This window comes from Microbulbifer pacificus, from assembly GCF_002959965.1.
GTDB lineage: Bacteria > Pseudomonadota > Gammaproteobacteria > Pseudomonadales > Cellvibrionaceae > Microbulbifer > Microbulbifer pacificus_A.
In genome coordinates, this window is record NZ_PREV01000026.1 from 2,413,594 (window position 1) to 2,432,951 (window position 19,358).

The following is a 19,358-nucleotide window of genomic DNA, read 5'->3' on the forward strand; positions in this document are numbered from 1 at the left end:
TTTTGTTTCAGCGCAATGTCGTTTCAGAGCAATAGCTATCGAAAATCAGAACTCTGCACTCGCTCTCAGGTACCAGAAACCACCGTTGAACCCAAACGGTGACGTCAGTGACTGGCGAACGCCGAGGAACTGAAGCGTCGGATCGGCTTCGTCATCTGCCTGTACATCGAAAATGTTCTCACCGCCGAGGGAGAGCTTGTAGTTCTCCCTGAGGGTGATGGTGGTTTCAATATCCACCAGAACTTTTCCGCTGTACGACGATGCATCAGACGCGTCGCCGGGACCGAACAGGCCAAAGGTGCTCTCCCAGTCGCTGTAGCGGTTGAAGCGCAGGTAGCCATTGAAGAGGTCGCCGGAATCGAAATCGAACGTCAGGGTTGTGCGATCACTGGGTACCTGGTTTTCGAGGTCGAATACGCGGGACTGGTTGATGGTATTGGGGGCCACCTTGGTGACTTCCTGCTGGTTGTGATTGTGGCGCAGGTCCACGGTCAACAGGCCGCCGGCGAGATCGAAGTCACTGGTCACCGCCAGATCGATACCGGACACGTCGGAATCAAACGCATTGACAAAGTAGTTGGCATTGCTGCCTTCCAGCAGCGACGCATTGGCGACGCCTGCGCCCTCCAGCAGAGCAACCTCAGCGGCGCCGATGGTGTTGTTGCGCAGTGCCAGCCGGTCTTCAATGGAGATGTTGTAGTAATCGATGGTCACGCTGGTGTTTGACAGCGGACTCCACACGGCACCCAGCGTGAAGCTGGTGGACTCTTCCGGTGTGAGTTCCTTGGCGCCAAGTGCCATGGCCACCGGATGATTTACTGGATAGGTGCCGTTCGGGATCAGATTACCCGCCGCGTCCGATGTGGTGGTGACGTTCAGCGTGTTTACCTGACCCGGTGTCGGTGCGCGGAAACCGGTATTGGCGGTACCGCGCAACGCAAAATGATCAGTGAAGTCATAACGCGCGGACAATTTCCAGTCGAAGGTTGAGCCGAATTCCTCAAAATTCTCAAACCGCAGCGCGGCACCCAACAGCAGTTTATCCGTCACGTCCGCTTCCAGGTCCACATAAGCGGCGGTGCTGACACTGCTGTATTCACCCGCGGCCTCCAGCGGGAACCCCTGGAAGCCATCGGAGCCCACGCCAAATACTGCGGCGGTGGGGCCCACGGCAATGGAGGCTTCATCGCCGGCGCCAATCTTGTAAGTCTCGTCCCGCCATTCCATTCCGAAGGCCAGGTTCAGTGGCGAGGAAAAAGAGGCAACGTCGATCGGTTTGACGAAATCCGCATTCACGCTGGTCTCTGACTGGGTGAGCGTGCCCGGATTGAAACTGGTAGGGGAGTGAATGCCGAGGCTCGGGTTGATGGAGTTTTTCAGCACATAGGAAACTTCACTCTCCGCGCTGCGCGCGCGTACATCCCAACTGATGCCGTTGGCCCATTCACCGCGGGCACCTGCTACGGCAGCGAAATCGGTGATATCCGCACCGAACTCCGGGTTGTAACCGCCGGGGAACTGGGTGTAGATGGGGTTGCGCAGTACGAAGCCGCTGGCGCTGCTGCTGTCGGCCATCAGGTAATCTGCCGGGTTCAACCCTTGGGCGATGATGTCATCCACCAGGGACTGGGGGGCCGCGTCGGGCATGAAGTCTCCATCCGCGTCTTTCTGTAAGGTGTCGCGGGCGGTGAATTCGGCCGAGGGGTCCAGTACCGGACCGCGGTAGAAGAAATCGGAGATGGTTTCGTTCTTGGAGTAGCCAAGGTTTCCGTACAGCTCAGTGGTGTCGTTCAGGGCGTAGCCGGTATTGACGAAAAACTTGAGGGCTTCTACCTCAGGGTCACCCCAGCGTTGTCCGAGGCCGTCCAGCGGCACGTTGTCTACACCCACAATACTGCCGACATACTCGGCATCCGGGCGGGCGCCACCGCGCCAGGTTTTGTCCGCGGACGAATGCTCGATGGTGGCATTCACAAAGCCCTGCTCACCCAGCGCGAATCCGCCGTTGGCCGCGAGTGTGGTGCGCTGGCCGTCGCCTTCGAAATATTCACCGGTCTGGGCGGAAAGACTGAAACCCTCCGCATCGTCCTTCAAAATTACGTTCACCACGCCGGCAATCGCATCGGAACCGTACTGGGCGGATGCGCCATCGCGCAGTACTTCCACCCGCTCGATGGCCAAGGACGGCAATGCGGCAAAGTCCACCGCCTGCGCGCCCTGGTTGGTGGTGCCGAGAGGCGCGAGCTGAAGATTTACCAGCGCGGAACGATGACGGCGGGTGCCATTGACCAATACCAGAGTCTGGTCCGGCGAGAGGTTGCGCAGGGTAACCGGGCGGATAAACGCGGTGCCGTCGGCGATGGGGAAACGTTGGGTGTTGAACGAGGGGGCCACTTTGGCCAGGGATTCGGTCAGGTCGAAGCTGCCCTGGTCGGAAAACTTGTCGCCGCCCAGTACATCGACCGGAGAGAGCGTCTCTGTGGGCATTACTCCTTCCTTGCGGGTACCGGTGGTGACCACTTCCTCCATCACGCCATGGTCGGCCGCGGCCTTCTCGTCCGTGGCCTGCTGGGAAAATGCCAGTGACGCCGGCAGCGCGGCCGCAGCGGCGATTGCCAGAGTCAATGCTTTGACTTTGAATTTTTGCATGATCATCGGTCCTATTATTTTTATGAAATCGGGATCGATAGTTCGCTTTTCTCGTCACGACGAAAACTATCGTGACCCGATTGTCGTTATTGTTCTGAATGAAGCTGCACCAGAGTAGGGCAATTGCGGATCGGCATCAATAAATGGTGCACAAAATGGAAATTACGCCAAGACATACACCGCCGTTATCATGAGGCGATAAGAGTCTTTCGGTTGAACTGGATTGATGAAATTCCCGTCCTCACTGAGTGCCGGTTCCGAGGACGAGAGGGGAATAGGTTTGTGTAGAGCCTGTACAGATACCGGTACGAAACACGCCTATCAGCGCTATTGGCTGGCGTTCTCTCGCCGGAGTGCCTTGATATCGATGGCCCGAGAAAATGCGTCCGGAACCTCTAACGTACTCAAGGTATTTTCGTCGGGCAGGCAATGCTCATTGACGAACTGCACCAGATCCTCCACCGGGTCGCAAAACAGAATGTCGAGTGACAAACGATTCATACCGTACAGGCCGCGGTGAATCATATTTGCACTGAATATCAGTAGATCCCCGGCATCCAGCCTAACCTTTATAGCACTGGAAAGGGGCTCGTGGTTCCTCCGCCCATTTCGCTCAAGGCGCACATCCAATTCCTCGCAGTTATCCCAGCGTGTATGCGTACCTGGGACCAGCTCCAATCCCGGTTCATCCCGCAGCGGAATCCGGAAGTGAATCACATTCGGACCAGACAGTGCCGCCTGCTGCTCGGAAACAGATAGATGGTACTGCGGATCTCTATGCCAGTAGTTGTTCTGCGAAGCATTCACCGGGTCGAAGAACAGCTGGGTATTCATAAAAGTAGCCCCGTCACCCATGATGGCAGTAACCATATTCATCAACTTACTGGAGCCGATAAACTGGAACAGTGCCGTGCGGTCCTCCTCGTCGAGGTGCATGGGGCCGGTCAGATAGGCAGAGTTGATTGCCTTGTCTTTATAAAAAGTGGCATTTTCCTGTTTCCAGGATTCATGAAAACGATCAACCACTTCTCGCAATCGGCGCAGCTCATCATCACCGAGAAAGTTTTTTTTGCGGAAATATCCGGTCTGTGAAAAGGAACTCGTCATTGCTGTATAGCCAGTCGGCGGTTTGGAAATATTCCGGTGCCCGGATGGAAAAAATACAACTCTCACTTTGAATGCTTTTGGGTGTTGCTACAGCCAGCCCACTGCCCTCAGCGGCGCAATGAGATACCTGCAAGAAGGTCGTCATCTTAACGCCCCTGGAGCCGCCAACCAACAAGGCGAAGTCTTATGCTACAGTGCCCGCCCTCACATTTCCCTGCCACAGCGAGCCCACACCATGAAACCCTGGATTGAACTCGGAACCGCCCGGATTCCCAACGACGGCGGCATTCTCACGCTGCGCCAGCGTGATCAGGAGTTCTCCATCTCGCTGTCCGGCCCCCGTGGTGAGCTGATGAACAGCCGTAGATTCCACAGCGAGCAACAGTTGTCCGTTCTGGGTTGCGCCCATCTAAAGGACGCACAGAACGCACGTGTGGTGGTGGGAGGGATGGGCATGGGCTACACCCTCGCCGCAGCCCTTGAGGCACTGCCTCCCAGTGCCGAAGTCATCGTCGCCGACTTGATTCCGGAAGTAGTAGCGTGGAATCGTGGGCCGTTGGGTGCTTGCGCCGGCCGCCCGCTGGACGATAAGCGGGTCACCGTCCATATCGGTGATGTCGGTGAGCTACTGGTGAACGGTGACGGTTACTACGATGCCGTGCTGCTGGATGTAGACAATGGTCCAGAGGGATTGACCCACAGCGACAACAACTGGCTGTATTCCGTCGAGGGCACCAGCGCTATCTACAGGAGCCTCGCGCCCAGTGGCACCCTGGCGGTGTGGTCGGCATCGCCCGACACCATGTACACTAGCCGTCTGAAAAAAGCCGGCTTTCAGGTCGACGTCAAAACCGTGCGCGAGCGCCCCGGAAAGGGGGCGCGGCATGCCATATTTCTGGCGAAGAAAACGACGGGGCGGTGATCACGCCGTTGTTTTCTGGAGCGGTTGTGGCTGTTGCTCGATGTATTCCCGGGTTGAATCACTGATGGCGCTCCGTGCTACACCGATAATGTCCGTTCCACTTGCTTATGATTTCCTCTCCACTAGGTCCCGGTTGTGTTGGATGAAATCGATGTGGAGTGACTGGCTGCCGGTCGATAAAACCTGATAGCATTTTCACTCAGCACACGTTTTACACCATCCGGATCCAGAACCTCAAATAGCATCAGGAAGTCCTCATCGGAATATTTCCTTGGTGCGCGAGTAGACGGTAGATCCGTGCCAAACATCAGCGAATCAGGATTCGCGGAGTACAAGTCTCTAATGGCAGCCCGCACCGGAAAATCCACCCGGCCAAACCCGGTCGCTTTTATCTTCACATTATTTTCCGCAAGCCGGGTCAATGTTCCAAATCCACGCTTACTCAAACCGAGGTGATCAATACTGACGGCCGGTAGGCTAGCGAGCACATCATAAAGGTCATCCAGATCTTCTGAATCGACGTAGAGCTCAACATGCCAACCGACTATCTCGAAAACTCTTGCTGCCAGTGACTTCAAATGTCCGATGCCTTCCGAGCCTCCACGCTTCAAATTGAAGCGAACTGCGCGAACGCCTGAATCATTCAGGCGAATGATCTTGCTGTCAGAGACTGAGTGGGGTAACTGAGTTACACCCACAAACGATGGTCCAAGCTTTTCAAGAGCATCTAGCAAATAGCTTTGATCGAAGGCCTGAAAAGAACCGGAAACGACAGCGCCACCGCACAAGTTGTACGACGAAACTCTGGACAGGTAATCCGCATATGAAAATGGGGCTGGCAAGTACCCGTTGTTGGCGATAAGAGGATAACGCTCGTCGATAATATGGAAGTGCGCATCGAACAATGATTGGCTCCGAATTTCTATATCCGATACGTCTACAGCTTGAATCACTCAAAATCTCCTGGGCTTTTAAATTCGGAAAGCTCTTGTCTCTTAAAGGTGTTAATAGAAATCGATTTGCATGGATTTCATAGAAAAGTTAGGCGCTGTAGGAGCGAAGAATCACAGAAAATTTCTACGCTGGAAGCCAGCTTGGCCAATCGATGGTAATTCAATAATCTTTAGCAAGACATACTACCAATGGATGTTTCTCTGTGGCCCATTCATGACAAAGATCGGATAAATATTGAGCTAGCTCGTCTTCCGTGATTTCGGATGGAATATATATTCCGGCATTTCGGCGCTTGCCTTCCGAACCCTGATAGAAAGTGGTCCAGCCACTTGGGTTTTTCTCAACGAGAACTTCTCTACCGAAAATGCTGTACTTATACCTCATCATGGATTCTCCAGTATGCTGAACCCTTTCCCTGAAGGGGTCATAGGTCTAGGGCAAATTACCTAGTATACCCTTTCCGCACCAGAAATTTGGCTCACTAACTCAGGCAAAAGGTTTTCGATAGAACTATATTGTTGGTGAATCTTTGCTCTCTCGAACCACTAACATGCATAAAGTGTCGTGGACAAAAAGAGTTGCCCCCTATACATTTCCGATTCTAGTGCGTATGCGACTATCGCAATCGGGTGGAGCAAAGTACCTACAACATATACGGGTAAAAGCTCGATTACTATTGATACCTATGCATAACGACTCAATAAGCGGAAATTGATAGTTGGCTATGATTTGAAGCGAAGCGGAAAAAGCCAACTGTTAATTTTCCGTTTGATTGCCTTGTTATATTCCGTTCTAACCACTACACCTTTGATTATTTTTAGCCTGATTACATATTACATTGAGAATTTTTTCACCGGCTTCTTTATATCCATTGCTAGATAAATAGTCAGATATTTCAAACAGTGCATCTATGCCTTCTGAAGATTGATTAATTGTGAAAGCTATGTACTTGTTAAGTTCTTCAGTCGCATTTTCAGAAATAGCATAATGAGCTGTTAACTTTTGCAAGGTTTCGATTGGAACAGAAGCCTTAAACCCAAACTTTTCAGATAAATCTGTATAGTGTTTTTTTAAACCGTTTAACCCTGAAGTTTTTACTTCGTAGGTTGGTTCCCAGCCCGCAAATGTTGATTGTAAAGCATATTGCATAGAAGAATGTTTAGTGGTTCTATGAGATTGCTCTGGGAATTTTTGGAATTCAAAAGAGCTTTTAGATAAGTTGCTTAACTTCTGAGTTAATTCAGTAAAAGGGTTTTGCATATGCTCACCTTCATTTGCGATGGTAATCGTAAGAGGAGCTTTCTTTTTTAAGTCCTCAATTTTTGATTTGGATACCATATCTAAGATGTAGTTATCATCAAGAGAAGGACTGAAGGCGAAGTATTTAGAAAAACCAGGATTATTACTTAACCAATAATCTAAGACGAAACGGCCTGAATTAGAATGCCCAGATAGAATTGTATAAGGTGCAACTCGGTAATTATCATTAACAAAAGATACGACTTCTGTCGCAAGAAATTCAGCAAATGGCGTTGTTTTTCCATTTTCAGGAGTAAGTTCTTTTCCTCTACTTTCGATACCCACAACTATAAAGTTTGGAATTTGATCTTCTAATAGGTCAATAGTCGATAGGGTTGAAAGCATATCCCATTGACCGTGTAGTACGTATAATACTGGATACGAATTATCTTCATCGTGATATTTCTTTGGGAGTTTTATAAATAAGTTTCTCTCTTCCCCAAGTGTACCGGACTTTAACTTAATTTCCTCAGCTAAAATTAAATCTGATGCAAATGAAAACTGTGAACAAAGTAAAACAAAACTAAAAATAAATACTCTCATTTATAGCTCTCCATGCTGATGAAACTCTAGGAATATAACGCCCGCAGCGTTGGGCGTCCCGCGGAGGCCCGCAGGGGACTTAACCCGCTTTTGCACACACCTAGTTGTTAGCAACTGATTTTACGCTCGAATTCTTGAGGTGAAACATACCCAATAGACGAATGTGATCTCTGATTGTTGTAGTAGCGCATATATTCGGTCACTGTCGATCTTAACTGTTTATCAGAATCGAAGACCTGGCGCTTAATACGCTCTGTTTTAAATTGGTGAAAAAACGACTCCATGAATGCATTGTCATTCATGTTCTTCACCCGATTCATGCTCTGACTGATCCCATACCGACGTAGTCGCTCACGATATTGGCCTGACAGATACTCGCTACCACGGTCAGAGTGGAAGATCAGCTCCGGGTGATGCCCGCGGTTGCGTACCGCCCTATCTATGCTGGCCAGAGTCAGAGAAACATCTCTGCGAGCACTCAGCGACCAGGAGACCACTTTCCTACTGTAGCGATCCATGACTACCGATAGATACTGCCAGCTACCATCACTCAGCTTTATATAAGTAACATCACCCACCCAAAGCTGATTCGGACGCGTCAGTTCGATGCCCTCTATTTTGCACTTGATCCCGTAGACATGCTTGTACGTGCCCGGCCGAGCTGTATAGATCTTCGACTTTACGGCCAGAAGGCCGTGCTTTCGCATGATTCTAGCAACTCGCTTTTGACCGACATTTATACCTGTTTTCTTAAGCTCTTGGGTGATTTTCGGGCTGCCATAGCAGCCATCATGCCGATTGAAGATCGATCTAATAAGCTCGAAAAGCTCGCTGTCTTCCTGCTCACGGTCAGAAGTACCCCGCCGGCGCCAGGAGTTATATCCATCCCGGGTAACACCATAGAGCCTGCACATCATAGCGATACTGTGCTTTTCCCGGTGCTGATCTATGAATTCGAAGATTTCCCTTTTTGCTGTAAAGAGAATTGGATGGCTTTTTTTAAAAGGGCATGCTCTTCCTGGAGCAGGTTATGTGCTCGCTCCAGCTTTCTCAGCCGCTTCAGCTCCGATTTCACCTCAGGATCAATCTGTATGTTTTTCTTCTTGGCCATGATCTGCCCCCGTCGCATCTCCATACGCCAACGATAAAGCATCACTTCATGGATATCGAGCGCTTCAGCCACATGTTTGGCTAGCACACCAGGAATCTCGGTTAGCGAGACTGCTGTTGCTTTGAAATCATCGTCGTAGCGGTTGTAGTGCTTTCTGCGTGCCATTTGACACCTCCAACTCAGTTAGATGGAGGTGTGTGCAAAAGCGGGTTAGGTTCCGAGCAAATTGCCCGGCCTTGTTATGAGCCTTTGATCAACTCCCCAACTCCCTGAATTCTCCAATTCAAGTGACAAGTACTAGAGACCTCACAGGAATCTTTTCCCTCACAGAACTTATCCCAGTCCACTTCATAGTTAACATCGATAAAAATTTCTTTGCTCTTCGGGAGACAGACAAATGCCTCATTAACAATCGTTTCACCGATTAACTCTTTGGACACTCTTAATGGAGAACTAAAAATAGCCTCTCCATCTTTAAAAACCAATGCCTCAACGTATGCCTTATCTAATTTTGGGATTATTGGATGACGATCAGGAACTCTAATAGTTAAATACGTGCAACTTGGCCATTCGTCAATCGCTTTAATATAAAACCCTAGTTTACTGGCTTCGCCAACTGAAATTCTTGTCGGAGGCTCGGAACACACCAAGGAACTCCAAGTAATGAAAAATAACGTAGCAATGCGTTTCATACTGGATGGCTCATAACGCCGCAATCAGCCGCGGCTTACTTTGTGTGCTTTTTGCACGAAAATGGGAGCGCAGCGACCGTGCAAAAAACGCACAAAGTAAGACGTCGGCTGCATTGCATTGTTAGGGCTCGGGGGCGGAGTGCCAAATCATTTTCTTTAGCTCTACCCCTGAACTACCACCCGCCTCCTTTAAATCCCTGAATCCGACCTTTGAATACAAGCTATATGCTGCTTTGTTTTTTAAAGATACATTCAAAATCACAGAAGCAAAACCTTGCGACTTAGCATGGCCGAGCAACTCTTTTACTAAGCTTACGCCAATTCCGCCATTTCTTTTCTCGGGCTTTACCCACATAGAAACTAGCTCGTATTGACCTTCGGTGTGAATACCACCGACTAATCCAACATCCTCTCCATTACAACGAGCAAGGAAAAATTTTAGCCCATTTACTTCCGAGGCTATTGACTTCCATTTTTTGTCAGAAATCTCTTTTGCATCATGATAGGCAAGACCAAATGCATCGGGAGAATCAAGAAGTGACTCTAGTCGAATTTTTTTTAACGATTTCCAATCGCTTTCAGTGACGGGCACGATGCTCAAAGTCTTGGAGCCCTAACGCCGCGCTCAGCCGCGGCTAATTTTGGGCGCTTTATGCGCGAAAATGGAAGCGCAGCGACCGCGCATAAAGTGCACAAAGTTAGACGTCGGCCTGCAGCGCTTTGTTATGCGGTGCTAGCAATTTAGCCTTGGCACCCACTGAAGTTCTCCGCTACGCAACTCAAATTCAACATCTAAGACTCTAATTGTTTCACGATCTATGTATATTGCAGGAGTTCGTAGTGAAATTTTTTCAGGATCTAAAATTCCAATGTTCACTTTACCGGAAAATGACTTAGCATCATCAAATTTTTTACCATTAATAAAGTAAACTTCTGTACCGCCCTTCAAGTTAATAGGACTCCAGGAATCGATTTTAGATGTGGAGAAAGCGGTCCCATCAATTGAAACCTCTAAGATATTTGAAGCTAGCTCTAACTCATGTCCATCTTCAATGCGAAATGAGACCCAAATATCTTTTTCACTAGTTTCAGAAGTATTTATTGACGACTGAAAAGTAACGCCTGGACGTATCTCTAGAGATAGAATTTCTTGATTTCCGCCAGGGTCACAAGTACGTGAACTTGTTTTTCCCTCTGGATGCACAGGCCTATAGTAATCCCCGCGGGGGACAGCAATACAGCCAGAAAGTATGACAGTAAAAATTAAAATTACGGGCCGCATACTTTTAGCTCTTACTCGCATAACGCACGCAGCAGGGGCGACCAATGCTATGCGCATTTTGTGCGAAAATTGGGAGCGCAGCGACCCGCACAAAATGTGCATAGCGTTGGGCGTCCCGCGGAGGCCCGAAGGGCCGGAGCAAACTGCCTGCGATTGTTAGCACCTTTACTCAAACCAATGGTTCTCATTATTTGTAAGGCAATCCCACTCAGGTCTAGAAACAACCGAGATATTTTCAAGTTTTGTGCCTATTAATATATTTGAACTATCCCAAGATAACACCTCACAGATATCATCTGGTCTACCCCCATCGAATTTCGGTAAATTATAACCAAATCCCCAAAACCCATTTACTAGTAAATTTTCGAGCTCTTTAACATTCTCGGGGATCATTTTTAACAAAGGCGCTTCTACTAACTTTCGAGCTATTTCCAAAGGTTGATAGAGTTCGTCATCTAAACACCACTCACCGCCATCTTTCCAAAGATACGCCAAATAATCTACGTGTGCTATTTGAATAGCATTCTTAGATAAATTTGGACCACTCTGATAAAAAATACTATACCTTAAGCTTTCTGTTTCAATTAGATCTATCGAGAACGGCTTAACTAGTGAATATCCAAGATCTATACCTGCGAATAAAGCTCTAAATTCTTCAAGAGTGGAATCAATATTCCCATTCTTTTCAAGAACCATTTCAAGACTTTCAATAAGCTTTCTCTTGCCCGCGTATTCTTTCATGTCTGAAGTGCTAACGCCCAGCGCAGGCGCAGCCAGCGCGGAGCGTCTTTTGTGTTAATGTTTGAGCGCCAGCGAGTAACACAAAAGGTGCGTAGCGTTGGCTGTCGCTCTGCCGCTGTTTGTTATGCATTGGAGCCCGCTACATAGATAACTGCCGGGGCAAACGTTGCCGCGGTAAGAACCCAAAAAATCGAAAATTTGGCTCTACTTACCCTATTGGGACTCTCTACTCGATAGTATGTATATGTGACATACCAGTACACCATAGGACAAACTATCATCAAGCCGACCAAGGTAAAACCTACCGCATTAGATACACTATCAGCTGAAACAATAAAGTTGAAAGGAATTACTAAAAAGATAAGTATCGACCACAAGAATACATGGATAGATAAGCGATACCAAATACTTAATACGTACTCAAAACCGCAATCCGGGCAGCGAGATTTAGAAAAACTAATTGGTACCACTTCATCTACTTTTTTCGACTTGCATTGAGGGCACTTTATTGCCATTCACTTCTTCCTACGTGATGCATAACGCCGCGAGCAGCGGCAGCTTGCTTTGGGCGCTTTATGCGCAAAAATGGGAGCGAAGCGACCTGCGCATAAAGTGCACAAAGTAAGCTGTCCGGTGGAGGTCCGCAGGGCCGGAACATACTGCCTCGCTTTGTTATGAGGTTTAGTACGTTTGAACGTTGACGAAATCAGCACCGGGCGGCTTTGCTCCTTTGCTAATGAGGAGTTCAAACACTTCTTGTGAGCAATTGCCCCAAACCGCGAAATTGATCGCCGCCATGTCATCATCACGAACATAGCTGACATCTGCGCCGCTTCTCATTAATTGGAGTGCAATTTGGCTTCCCTTTTTCTTTCCAGTTGAACAAGCGCACATGAGAGGCGTCATTCGGTTGTAGTCCAACAGATTGAGATTTGCCCCTTTTTTAATCAAGAGATCAGCAAGTTTGGTAAGACCATTTACACAAGCTATATGCAAAGCTGTGCGCTTAAACCTTGCCTCCTGACTATTTATATCGACACCGCCGTCGATCAATTGCTCGATATCTTTCAGATTATTTCTGCTAACCGCTAAGAAAAGGGTCTGTATTTTGTCTTCTGACTTCAATTTTTACTCCCCTCATAACGCCCGCAGCAGGGGCGACCAATGCTATGCACATGTTGTGCTAAAAAGGGAGCGCAGCGACCAGCGCAATATGTGCATGGCGTTGGGCGTCCCGCGGAGGCCCGAAGGGCCGGAGCAAACTGCCTGCGTTTGTTAAGCATTGAAGGCCCTGTGCTCTCCCTGAAAACCTCTGGCTTTGCCTTTATGGCTACAACCTGGAAATGCCCAGCCACGAGAAAATGTATTTTTATACTGATTTTCCTGCTGTTTTGAGATGCCGCTGGATCTGGCACTCAAATTGGTTGGATAGCCTCCACCTGCAGGCACATTAAAATTGAACTCAATTTTGCAATTGAGGCAATTTAACTTAAGCGGAGTTGAAACAGCTATTGGCAGCAACTGTCCATGGCCATCTCTTTGTTCCATACCACATTCTCTTACTTGGATAACGTCCTTATCTAAAGGGGTCGTACTAGCTAACAACAGGCCAGGAAAAATTCCAATTATGAGCGGTAAGAATTTCATTACTTGTGATGCTTAACGCCCAGCGCAGGCGCAGCCAGCGCGGAGCGCCTTTTGTGTTAATGTTTGAGCGACAGCGAGTAACACAAAAGGTGCGTAGCGTTGGCTGTCGCTCTGCCGCTGTTTGTTATGCCTCGGGGCTCGCTAGGTACTCCATAGGGTTTAGGTAGAATGCTTTTTTCCAACCTTGAGTAGCACCATCAATTTTCCAGGGTAAAGGAATAAGGCTAACGATCGAGTAATGCATATGTGCGGGCTTGCCCGCTGCATTGCCTGTATCCCCAACTTTACCAATTTCAGTTCCTGCAGTAACAAGAAAACCTGTTGATTCCGACAAACTATCCAGGTGCGCGAAATAGTGAATTCGCCACTTTGGCCCCAAGCCAACTACGATGTTTCCTCCTTTTGGCACGCTTCCAGTGTATAGAATGGCCATATTCGTTGCACTTACGGCGGAAGCACCTCTATTTGCAAAAATATCAACGCCCTTATGAACTCCGGAAGAACCCCACGGCTCATACCAAAACGTATCTTTGTTCCAGTCGCTTGAGCTTGCACCGGATACAGGAATTACCCTACCTTCCGGGATGACGAATCCCAACGAAATAACGATGATCAAAAACGCTAAAATTTTACTTTGTAGTTTCATGATGCTCTTGAGGCATAACGCCGTGCTCAGCGGCGACTTACTTTATGCGCATTTTGCGCGAAAATAGGAGCGTAGCGACTGCGCAAAAGGTGCATAAAGTAAGGCGTCAGCTGCAGCACCTTGTTAGCTTAGGCCGCGGCAACGGAGTTCAACATGGCCGCGTACTGGCGCATTGCGGCCTCATAGTTTTGTATGGTTTTATCAGCTACTACGTTCAATCTCGATAATTGCCGCGTAATACTCTCAATATCTCGCTCATCTGATAGGACCCTGTAACTTACAGTAATTTTTAGGTATTTACTCACAGAATTAAGATATGAGATGTATGAATCAATTGAGCTTGACACTCGATCATTGCTTCCGACACCTGCGGATTTTATAAAATCTATATATTCAATTTCTTTTTCGATCATTTTTACGCCTTTGGCTCAATACACTTGAACGTAATTTCTGTTTTGGGGAAGTTTCCCATAATGTATGGAGGCTTAGCATCTACCGTCTCAATGACCTCAACAACTTTTCCTGACTTTTGACATTGAGCGTAAGCTTCCTTCATAGCATCTGCTTTCAATGTACCCATGCCAGAAAATCCAGTGGCCGCCTGCCTTGAGACAATGTAAGTATCATTACCCATTGGCACGACGCCAGAATTTTGAGCGCAACCGGCAACAATCAATGTTCCCAAGATAATTTTAAACTTCACGATATTCTCCGTAATTAAGCTAACGCCCAGCGCAGGCGCAGCCAGCGCGGAGCGCATTTTGTGTTAATGTTTGAGCGCCAGCGAGTAACACAAAAGGTGCGTAGCGTTGGCTGTCGCTCTGCCGCTGATTGTTAAGCATTGCCTAGCTCTGGACGAAAGGCTGACTGGGAAGCTGTGCTCCACACCACGGGCAATAGTTTACTATCGTTTGACCATTTAAGAACCAACGCATTCCAGAATCAGGGGTATATGAAATTTGGATTCTAGTTTTTCTTGGCTCTTCAGAAGCACCGAACATTTGTGGACAGCAATACTGTGATAGCTTCTGTTGCCTCTCCATTAATTGAACACCAGAGTACATACTTACCCAGCTCTTACATGACTCACATGAACGCAAGTGATCCACTACTTCTTCATCAATTTTAGAATCGAATGAATCATTGGCCATTCTTGGTACTTCTCTATCGTAGAAGTACCGTAGCGCAACAATAGCCTTATCTTTATAGTGCGCCACCATCCAGTCTTGAGCTATTGAGCATTTCATCCGTGAGCTCTCTTTGCTTAACGCCGCGCTCAGCCGCGGACAACTTTGGGCGCTTTATGCGCGATAATGGGAGCGCAGCGACCGCGCATAAAGTGCACAAAGTTGGCCGTCGGCCTGCAGCGCTTTGTTATGAGCGGACTACGCACTTTCTTCGAACCTGGTTTCCTGCCTCGCCACTTTTGCGAGCCTCAGAATTTCATCTGGCGAAACGAACTTATCGACTACCGACCTAAACTCTACTAATGCCTGCTTGAGATCCTCAATTTCAGATCGGATACGCTCCATGTTTAAATTATCTCCCTCTTCACCAGCCATTATAGAAATATAGCGAGCCTTTTCTTCCGCTGTATTTTCTATAGGAAACATTTCCTTGAAGAATAGTGCTGCGCCAATTCCATGGAGAGTTACAGTTCGGTTCATCTTGTAGCCGACAACATCTGCAAGTTTATCTTGCAGCTCAGGATTAACTACGGATATATGATCTTGACCGAGTAAATCACCCGAAAGGCGATATAAACGTAGACCTTGCCTTCGAATTTTTCTGTCCCATTTTTCTAATTTTAAAAGTGCCATATCCGGGGACAATCTAGAAATTACCTCTACGGGATTAGGTTCAGACTCTGAAACCAACTCCTCGCCGTCTTCCACACAGTCTTTTATCAGAAAGTACACGCGAAGCATTTCTAGGACAGACTCACTACGCTCTGACTCTTTTTTATGTTTACTGTATTCGGTTGCGCCTGTTTTCACTAAATCTACGAGCGCTTTTATCTGTGAGAACATGCTATTTGCTCATAACAGTTTATTCATAAGCCCCAGATATAGGCATTCTGCCTATATCTGGAATAAATTGTCCATATCTAGCCATTATGCCTAGATATGGACGTTTGCGCTCCAATAGTTTTGGCGCAAAATCTTCCTTTCTTCCGCGCTGGGTACAAGCTATAGGTGCAATCTGAGATTTCCATCAATTTCGTCAATTAACGACTTCGGCACGTCATGCTCCATGGCCAGGTTTCTCCAGTGGGAGACTTGTTCCACGGTATTGTCCACAATGCTGTCGATTTTCCTTCTGCTGAACAGGGGGCTGACTCTTTCAAGGCTGTAGATATCTTCGCGGGTGAAGTTGTCGCGTTTCCCGTTCAGGCTCATCCAGTGATTATTGACCCATTTGCTTCCCGGCTTGTAGCTGTAGGCAAGGTCGTATGCTGGTGCCAGTTGCCACTTCTTTTCCTTTAATAGAAAGGCAAAGTTTTTTGAGTGGTCGTCGTGATTGCGCGCGACGATATTGAACACCATTCGCCGGAACAGTTGCTCGGCTTCCCGCGCACTGAGCTTCAGTTGTCGCGCTACGCCAAAAAGTTCTCCATAGGAAAATGCCCCCGGGGTTTTGTAATTCACGTGAGCTATTCCGTTCAGGGTCTGGATGTGGATCTTGTCATTCCCGCGGCGATCAAAGCGCTCGGTTAAAAAGTGCCGGCGACTCCCTTCACTTAACAAATGGCAGGGCATCATGTCGATGCCGCAATTGGTGGCCAACTGATGGTAGACATACTCCATGGCACCAAAGCCCATGGGGTCGCCGAAGGTCTCCCGGTCTTTGTTGTGTTCGCTGACGCCGTCGAATTTCATCAGGTAGTGGGTGAATCCCACGGGTGCATCGGTTTGGCCGGAGCGAACCTGGGTGAATTCCCTGTTGAAAGCGAGCACAGCCTTGGGGCGTGCGCCGCCGGCGCTCATGCCGACAGAGAGCAGGGCCATCATGGCTTCGCGGTTTTCCTCGCCGGTTTTGTGCAGATGCACGCGAAAGCCGGAGCGGCTGTCGAGAACTTCCTGGGCGATGGCGACCAGTTCGCCGATGGCGATGTCCTGCGAGGCATTGAGGTATTTGATGCGGGTCGCGGGACTGTATTCCATGGCGCCCATACCACGCTTGCCGGTGTACTGGAGCCTTTGCAGCGGGGTGATGTCTGCGGGGTTTTTACCTTGCGCCGCCATCCATGCATTGAGCACCGCATTGCCGAAGTCGTCGGGAAGGGAGTCGGCAATCAGTCCCGGGAGGCCGCGGAAGGTTTCATGGCTGAGCTGGGGGAAGGAATAGATGCGGCTGCTTAAGGGCATTTTGAGGGGCGACAGTTCTACCCCGGTTTCGATGAAGGCGGGCGCGTACTCAAAGGCGCCGATCCCGGTATTGGTATCGAAGCTGACGGCGCCTGCGGTCTGCCCCCGGTAATCCACGTTGATGACTTCCATCACCATTCGGGCTCCTCCCGTTCGTCCTTATCGCCTTCTCCGTCTTCCTTGCCGCGCTGACCGGAGGCTCTCTGGCGCTGTTTACCTTGCAACTTGGCGAGTTGGATGGGGGAGGGAGGGGGCGGTGGCAGGAAGTTGTCGAGCTGGTCGATGAGGTCGACTGCCTGCAGTATTGCCACCAGGACCTCCAGCTGGGCCTTACCTTTTTCCGCGTTGAGCACGGCCTTGCGGCTGAGGCCGGCGCGCTCGGCGACCTCCAGCTGGGTGAGATCCCGGTTCAGGCGTGCCTGTTTCAGGCGCTGCCCCAGGATTTCCGCAATGGCGGCGGGAGATTTTTCTCCGATATTCATAAGGTTCTAAATTTGGTACTTAGATGGTTATCTTGATCATTATGTCCTTGTTTTCGGATATTGCAATATATGGATATAAGGTGCCGAATATGGGACTTAATCAAACTTAAATCGATTTAAGTGCAAATATGGGATTCTTATATTAGATAGCCTGTTTTGCTCGGGACTTCCTGCTGGGAATCCCTTGTGTCTGGCGACACCACTGTTGCCGCTCTCCGCCCCCGCTGAGGAGGATGGCCGTCGCCGCCCCGGCTGACACAATGCCCGGCATAACCAGAGCGCCGCACCGCATCAATGTGGTGCTCACGCCCGACCCCAACAATAAACAGGCGGTTAATGCGATGAATAAACAGCCCAAGCTTCCCTTTTGGCAGGTATGGAACGTCAGTCTCGGCTTCCTCGGCGTGCAGTTCGGCTTCGCCCTGCAGAATGCCAACGCCAGCCGGATACTTTCCGATCTCGGCGCGGACCTCCACTCACTCTCATTGTTTTGGATCGTGGCGCCACTGATGGGCCTGATAGTGCAGCCGATTGTCGGCTCCGCATCCGACCGCACCTGGAACCGCTTCGGCCGCCGCAATCCCTTTATCCTGTTTGGTGCCATCGCCGCCGCGCTGGGAATGGCGTTTATGCCCAACGCCGGCATCGCGGTAGCCTTCGTGGCGCCGATCCTGTTCGGTGGGGTGATGCTGGCGCTGATGGATGCGGCCTTCAATGTCACCATGCAGCCCTTCCGCGCTCTGGTATCCGATATGGTGCCCTCGGAGCAGCGCACCGTGGGTTACGCGGTGCAATCCCTGCTGATCAATATCGGCGCGGTGATGGGGTCCATGTTGCCGTTTATCCTGACCAACGTTATCGGCCTCGAGAATACTTCCCGCGCGGGTGAAGTGGCGCCGTCAGTAATCTGGGCCTTCTACATCGGTGCCTCGGTATTGCTGGGCTCGGTGCTGTGGACTGTGTTCCGCACCCGGGAATACGCCCCGGCGGAATACAATGCCTATAAAGGTATCGACGCCGACGCGGTGGCCCGCGAGCAGGCCGAGCGTAAATCCCTGCCCCAGCGCCTGCGGGGTTTCTTCAGCCTGCTGGCGACCATGCCCAACACCATGCGGCAGCTGGCACTGGTGCAGTTCTTCTCCTGGTTCTCCCTGTTCATCATGTGGGTCTACACCATGCCGGCCATTACCCAGCATGTGTGGGGGGTGGAGGCCAAGTGGTTTGACTCCCACTACCTCGCATCCGTGGGTGAAATCCCTGCGCACATCGCGGCCGCCAAGGGCGCTGCCGGCGACTGGGTGGGGATTATTTTTGCTGCCTATTCACTGTTTGCGGCCATTTTCTCCGTGGTGCTGGCCCGGGTGGCCAACACACTTGGACGCAAGCCGACTTACGCGTTGTCGTTGTTGCTGGGTGGATTGGGTTATATGAGCTTCGTGTTATTCCAGGGCGGCGAAGCTACCCAGGTAAATCTGCTGATCACGCAAGTTACCGTGCCCAGCGGGGCCATCGGGCTGCTCCTGCCGATGGTCGGTGTCGGCATTGCCTGGGCGGCAATTCTGGCAATGCCGTACGCCATCCTCTCCGACGCACTGCCGGCGAGCAAGACCGGGGTGTATATGGGCATCTTCAACTTCACCATCGCCGCCCCGCAGATTGTGTCCGCGTTGGTGGCGGGCCCGATTCTCGCGACCCTGTTTGACAACCAGGCCATTGACATCATCATCCTGGCGGGTGTGTTCATGGTGTGCGGTGCAATTTCGGTCTTCTTTGTGCGCGAAGAAGCGGTTGCTGCAACCCCTGCGGAAGGCGAGGCCGCTGTAGTCTGATTTGATCTCGCAGATTGATGTCACCTTCTATTGCCCCGCTCGTCGGGGCTTTTTTTTGTCTGCCAACTGCCGGGGTAATTTGAGAT

At 49.8% G+C, this 19,358-nt stretch carries 20 protein-coding genes; 2 read left to right on the forward strand and 18 right to left on the reverse strand.

The annotated features are described in order from the left end of the window. Positions 1-45 precede the first annotated feature (45 nt). Together C3938_RS10320 and C3938_RS10325 are read right to left on the reverse strand one after the other, a co-directional pair. A complete protein-coding gene (locus C3938_RS10320; protein ID WP_105103330.1) occupies positions 46-2,649 on the reverse strand; it encodes a TonB-dependent receptor plug domain-containing protein in 2,604 nt (867 codons plus the stop codon). Between the two features lie 327 nt (positions 2,650-2,976). After that, on the reverse strand, positions 2,977-3,756 hold the full coding sequence (locus tag C3938_RS10325) for a phytanoyl-CoA dioxygenase family protein (protein WP_105103037.1): 780 nt from the start codon (positions 3,754-3,756) through the stop codon (positions 2,977-2,979). Between the two features lie 235 nt (positions 3,757-3,991). Between C3938_RS10325 and C3938_RS10330 the strand changes: the two genes are divergently transcribed. After that, entirely contained in the window at positions 3,992-4,678 is a 687-nt protein-coding gene (locus C3938_RS10330; protein ID WP_105103038.1) for an MnmC family methyltransferase, read from the forward strand. A 122-nt stretch (positions 4,679-4,800) separates the two neighbouring features. On the opposite strand, the gene C3938_RS10335 is transcribed toward C3938_RS10330, so the two are convergent. The 16 genes from C3938_RS10335 to C3938_RS10400 all read right to left on the reverse strand — a co-directional run bounded on the left by C3938_RS10335 (position 4,801) and on the right by C3938_RS10400 (position 17,443). After that, positions 4,801-5,631: an amidohydrolase family protein gene (locus C3938_RS10335; RefSeq protein WP_233998761.1), complete on the reverse strand. Its 831-nt coding sequence runs from the start codon at positions 5,629-5,631 to the stop codon at positions 4,801-4,803. 160 nt (positions 5,632-5,791) lie between these two features. Next, on the reverse strand, positions 5,792-6,019 hold the full coding sequence (locus C3938_RS18395; protein ID WP_105103039.1) for a DUF7661 family protein: 228 nt from the start codon (positions 6,017-6,019) through the stop codon (positions 5,792-5,794). A 405-nt stretch (positions 6,020-6,424) separates the two neighbouring features. Then, the gene (locus C3938_RS10345) at positions 6,425-7,474 is read right to left on the reverse strand and encodes an alpha/beta hydrolase (protein ID WP_105103040.1); all 1,050 of its coding nucleotides are present in this window, start codon (positions 7,472-7,474) and stop codon (positions 6,425-6,427) included. A gap of 107 nt (positions 7,475-7,581) precedes the next feature. After that, entirely contained in the window at positions 7,582-8,460 is an 879-nt protein-coding gene (locus C3938_RS10350; protein ID WP_105102755.1) for an IS3 family transposase, read from the reverse strand. After that, the gene (locus tag C3938_RS10355) at positions 8,421-8,750 is read right to left on the reverse strand and encodes a transposase (protein WP_233998727.1); all 330 of its coding nucleotides are present in this window, start codon (positions 8,748-8,750) and stop codon (positions 8,421-8,423) included. Before C3938_RS10355 ends, C3938_RS10350 begins: the two co-directional genes overlap by 40 nt. A 74-nt stretch (positions 8,751-8,824) precedes the next feature. Continuing rightward, positions 8,825-9,277: a hypothetical protein gene (locus C3938_RS17855; protein WP_158681641.1), complete on the reverse strand. Its 453-nt coding sequence runs from the start codon at positions 9,275-9,277 to the stop codon at positions 8,825-8,827. Positions 9,278-9,398: 121 nt separating this feature from the next. After that, positions 9,399-9,869, reverse strand: coding sequence for a GNAT family N-acetyltransferase (locus tag C3938_RS10360; RefSeq protein WP_233998825.1), 471 nt, complete (start codon positions 9,867-9,869; stop codon positions 9,399-9,401). A gap of 141 nt (positions 9,870-10,010) precedes the next feature. Continuing rightward, the gene (locus C3938_RS17860; protein ID WP_158681642.1) at positions 10,011-10,559 is read right to left on the reverse strand and encodes a hypothetical protein; all 549 of its coding nucleotides are present in this window, start codon (positions 10,557-10,559) and stop codon (positions 10,011-10,013) included. Positions 10,560-10,724: 165 nt separating this feature from the next. Continuing rightward, positions 10,725-11,300, reverse strand: coding sequence for a hypothetical protein (locus C3938_RS10365; protein ID WP_105103042.1), 576 nt, complete (start codon positions 11,298-11,300; stop codon positions 10,725-10,727). A 681-nt stretch (positions 11,301-11,981) separates the two neighbouring features. Further along, positions 11,982-12,425 carry an ankyrin repeat domain-containing protein gene (locus tag C3938_RS10370; RefSeq protein WP_105103043.1) on the reverse strand — a complete coding sequence of 148 codons (444 nt, stop codon included), beginning with the start codon at positions 12,423-12,425 and terminating at the stop codon, positions 11,982-11,984. Positions 12,426-12,575: 150 nt separating this feature from the next. Continuing rightward, positions 12,576-12,848, reverse strand: coding sequence for a hypothetical protein (locus C3938_RS17865; RefSeq protein WP_158681643.1), 273 nt, complete (start codon positions 12,846-12,848; stop codon positions 12,576-12,578). A gap of 223 nt (positions 12,849-13,071) precedes the next feature. After that, a complete protein-coding gene (locus C3938_RS10375) occupies positions 13,072-13,593 on the reverse strand; it encodes a M23 family metallopeptidase (protein ID WP_105103044.1) in 522 nt (173 codons plus the stop codon). Positions 13,594-14,008: 415 nt separating this feature from the next. Then, entirely contained in the window at positions 14,009-14,296 is a 288-nt protein-coding gene (locus C3938_RS10385; protein WP_199775530.1) for a hypothetical protein, read from the reverse strand. A 682-nt stretch (positions 14,297-14,978) separates the two neighbouring features. After that, positions 14,979-15,623, reverse strand: a complete 645-nt coding sequence (locus C3938_RS10390; protein ID WP_105103046.1) for a hypothetical protein — start codon at positions 15,621-15,623, stop codon at positions 14,979-14,981. Positions 15,624-15,782: 159 nt separating this feature from the next. Then, positions 15,783-17,099 (reverse strand): type II toxin-antitoxin system HipA family toxin, encoded by a 1,317-nt coding sequence (locus tag C3938_RS10395; protein WP_105103047.1) that lies wholly within the window; start codon positions 17,097-17,099, stop codon positions 15,783-15,785. Next, on the reverse strand, positions 17,093-17,443 hold the full coding sequence (locus C3938_RS10400; protein WP_105103048.1) for a helix-turn-helix transcriptional regulator: 351 nt from the start codon (positions 17,441-17,443) through the stop codon (positions 17,093-17,095). The genes C3938_RS10395 and C3938_RS10400 overlap by 7 nt, the downstream gene beginning before the upstream one ends. A gap of 260 nt (positions 17,444-17,703) precedes the next feature. On the opposite strand from C3938_RS10400, the gene C3938_RS10405 reads away from it, so the two are divergent. Next, the gene (locus C3938_RS10405) at positions 17,704-19,272 is read left to right on the forward strand and encodes an MFS transporter (RefSeq protein ID WP_418903578.1); all 1,569 of its coding nucleotides are present in this window, start codon (positions 17,704-17,706) and stop codon (positions 19,270-19,272) included. Positions 19,273-19,358: the final 86 nt, after the last annotated feature.

Bases quoted from the DNA above. Each gene is read 5' to 3' on its own strand.
- C3938_RS10320 (WP_105103330.1), bottom strand. From the start codon at position 2,649: ATGCAAAAATTCAAAGTCAAAGCATTGACTCTGGCAATCGCCGCTGCG.
- C3938_RS10325 (WP_105103037.1), bottom strand. From the start codon at position 3,756: ATGACGAGTTCCTTTTCACAGACCGGATATTTCCGCAAAAAAAACTTT.
- C3938_RS10330 (WP_105103038.1), top strand. From the start codon at position 3,992: ATGAAACCCTGGATTGAACTCGGAACCGCCCGGATTCCCAACGACGGC.
- C3938_RS18395 (WP_105103039.1), bottom strand. From the start codon at position 6,019: ATGATGAGGTATAAGTACAGCATTTTCGGTAGAGAAGTTCTCGTTGAG.
- C3938_RS10345 (WP_105103040.1), bottom strand. From the start codon at position 7,474: ATGAGAGTATTTATTTTTAGTTTTGTTTTACTTTGTTCACAGTTTTCA.
- C3938_RS10355 (WP_233998727.1), bottom strand. From the start codon at position 8,750: ATGGCACGCAGAAAGCACTACAACCGCTACGACGATGATTTCAAAGCA.
- C3938_RS17855 (WP_158681641.1), bottom strand. From the start codon at position 9,277: ATGAAACGCATTGCTACGTTATTTTTCATTACTTGGAGTTCCTTGGTG.
- C3938_RS17860 (WP_158681642.1), bottom strand. From the start codon at position 10,559: ATGCGGCCCGTAATTTTAATTTTTACTGTCATACTTTCTGGCTGTATT.
- C3938_RS10365 (WP_105103042.1), bottom strand. From the start codon at position 11,300: ATGAAAGAATACGCGGGCAAGAGAAAGCTTATTGAAAGTCTTGAAATG.
- C3938_RS17865 (WP_158681643.1), bottom strand. From the start codon at position 12,848: ATGGAACAAAGAGATGGCCATGGACAGTTGCTGCCAATAGCTGTTTCA.
- C3938_RS10375 (WP_105103044.1), bottom strand. From the start codon at position 13,593: ATGAAACTACAAAGTAAAATTTTAGCGTTTTTGATCATCGTTATTTCG.
- C3938_RS10390 (WP_105103046.1), bottom strand. From the start codon at position 15,623: ATGTTCTCACAGATAAAAGCGCTCGTAGATTTAGTGAAAACAGGCGCA.
- C3938_RS10395 (WP_105103047.1), bottom strand. From the start codon at position 17,099: ATGGTGATGGAAGTCATCAACGTGGATTACCGGGGGCAGACCGCAGGC.
- C3938_RS10400 (WP_105103048.1), bottom strand. From the start codon at position 17,443: ATGAATATCGGAGAAAAATCTCCCGCCGCCATTGCGGAAATCCTGGGG.
- C3938_RS10405 (WP_418903578.1), top strand. From the start codon at position 17,704: ATGCCCGGCATAACCAGAGCGCCGCACCGCATCAATGTGGTGCTCACG.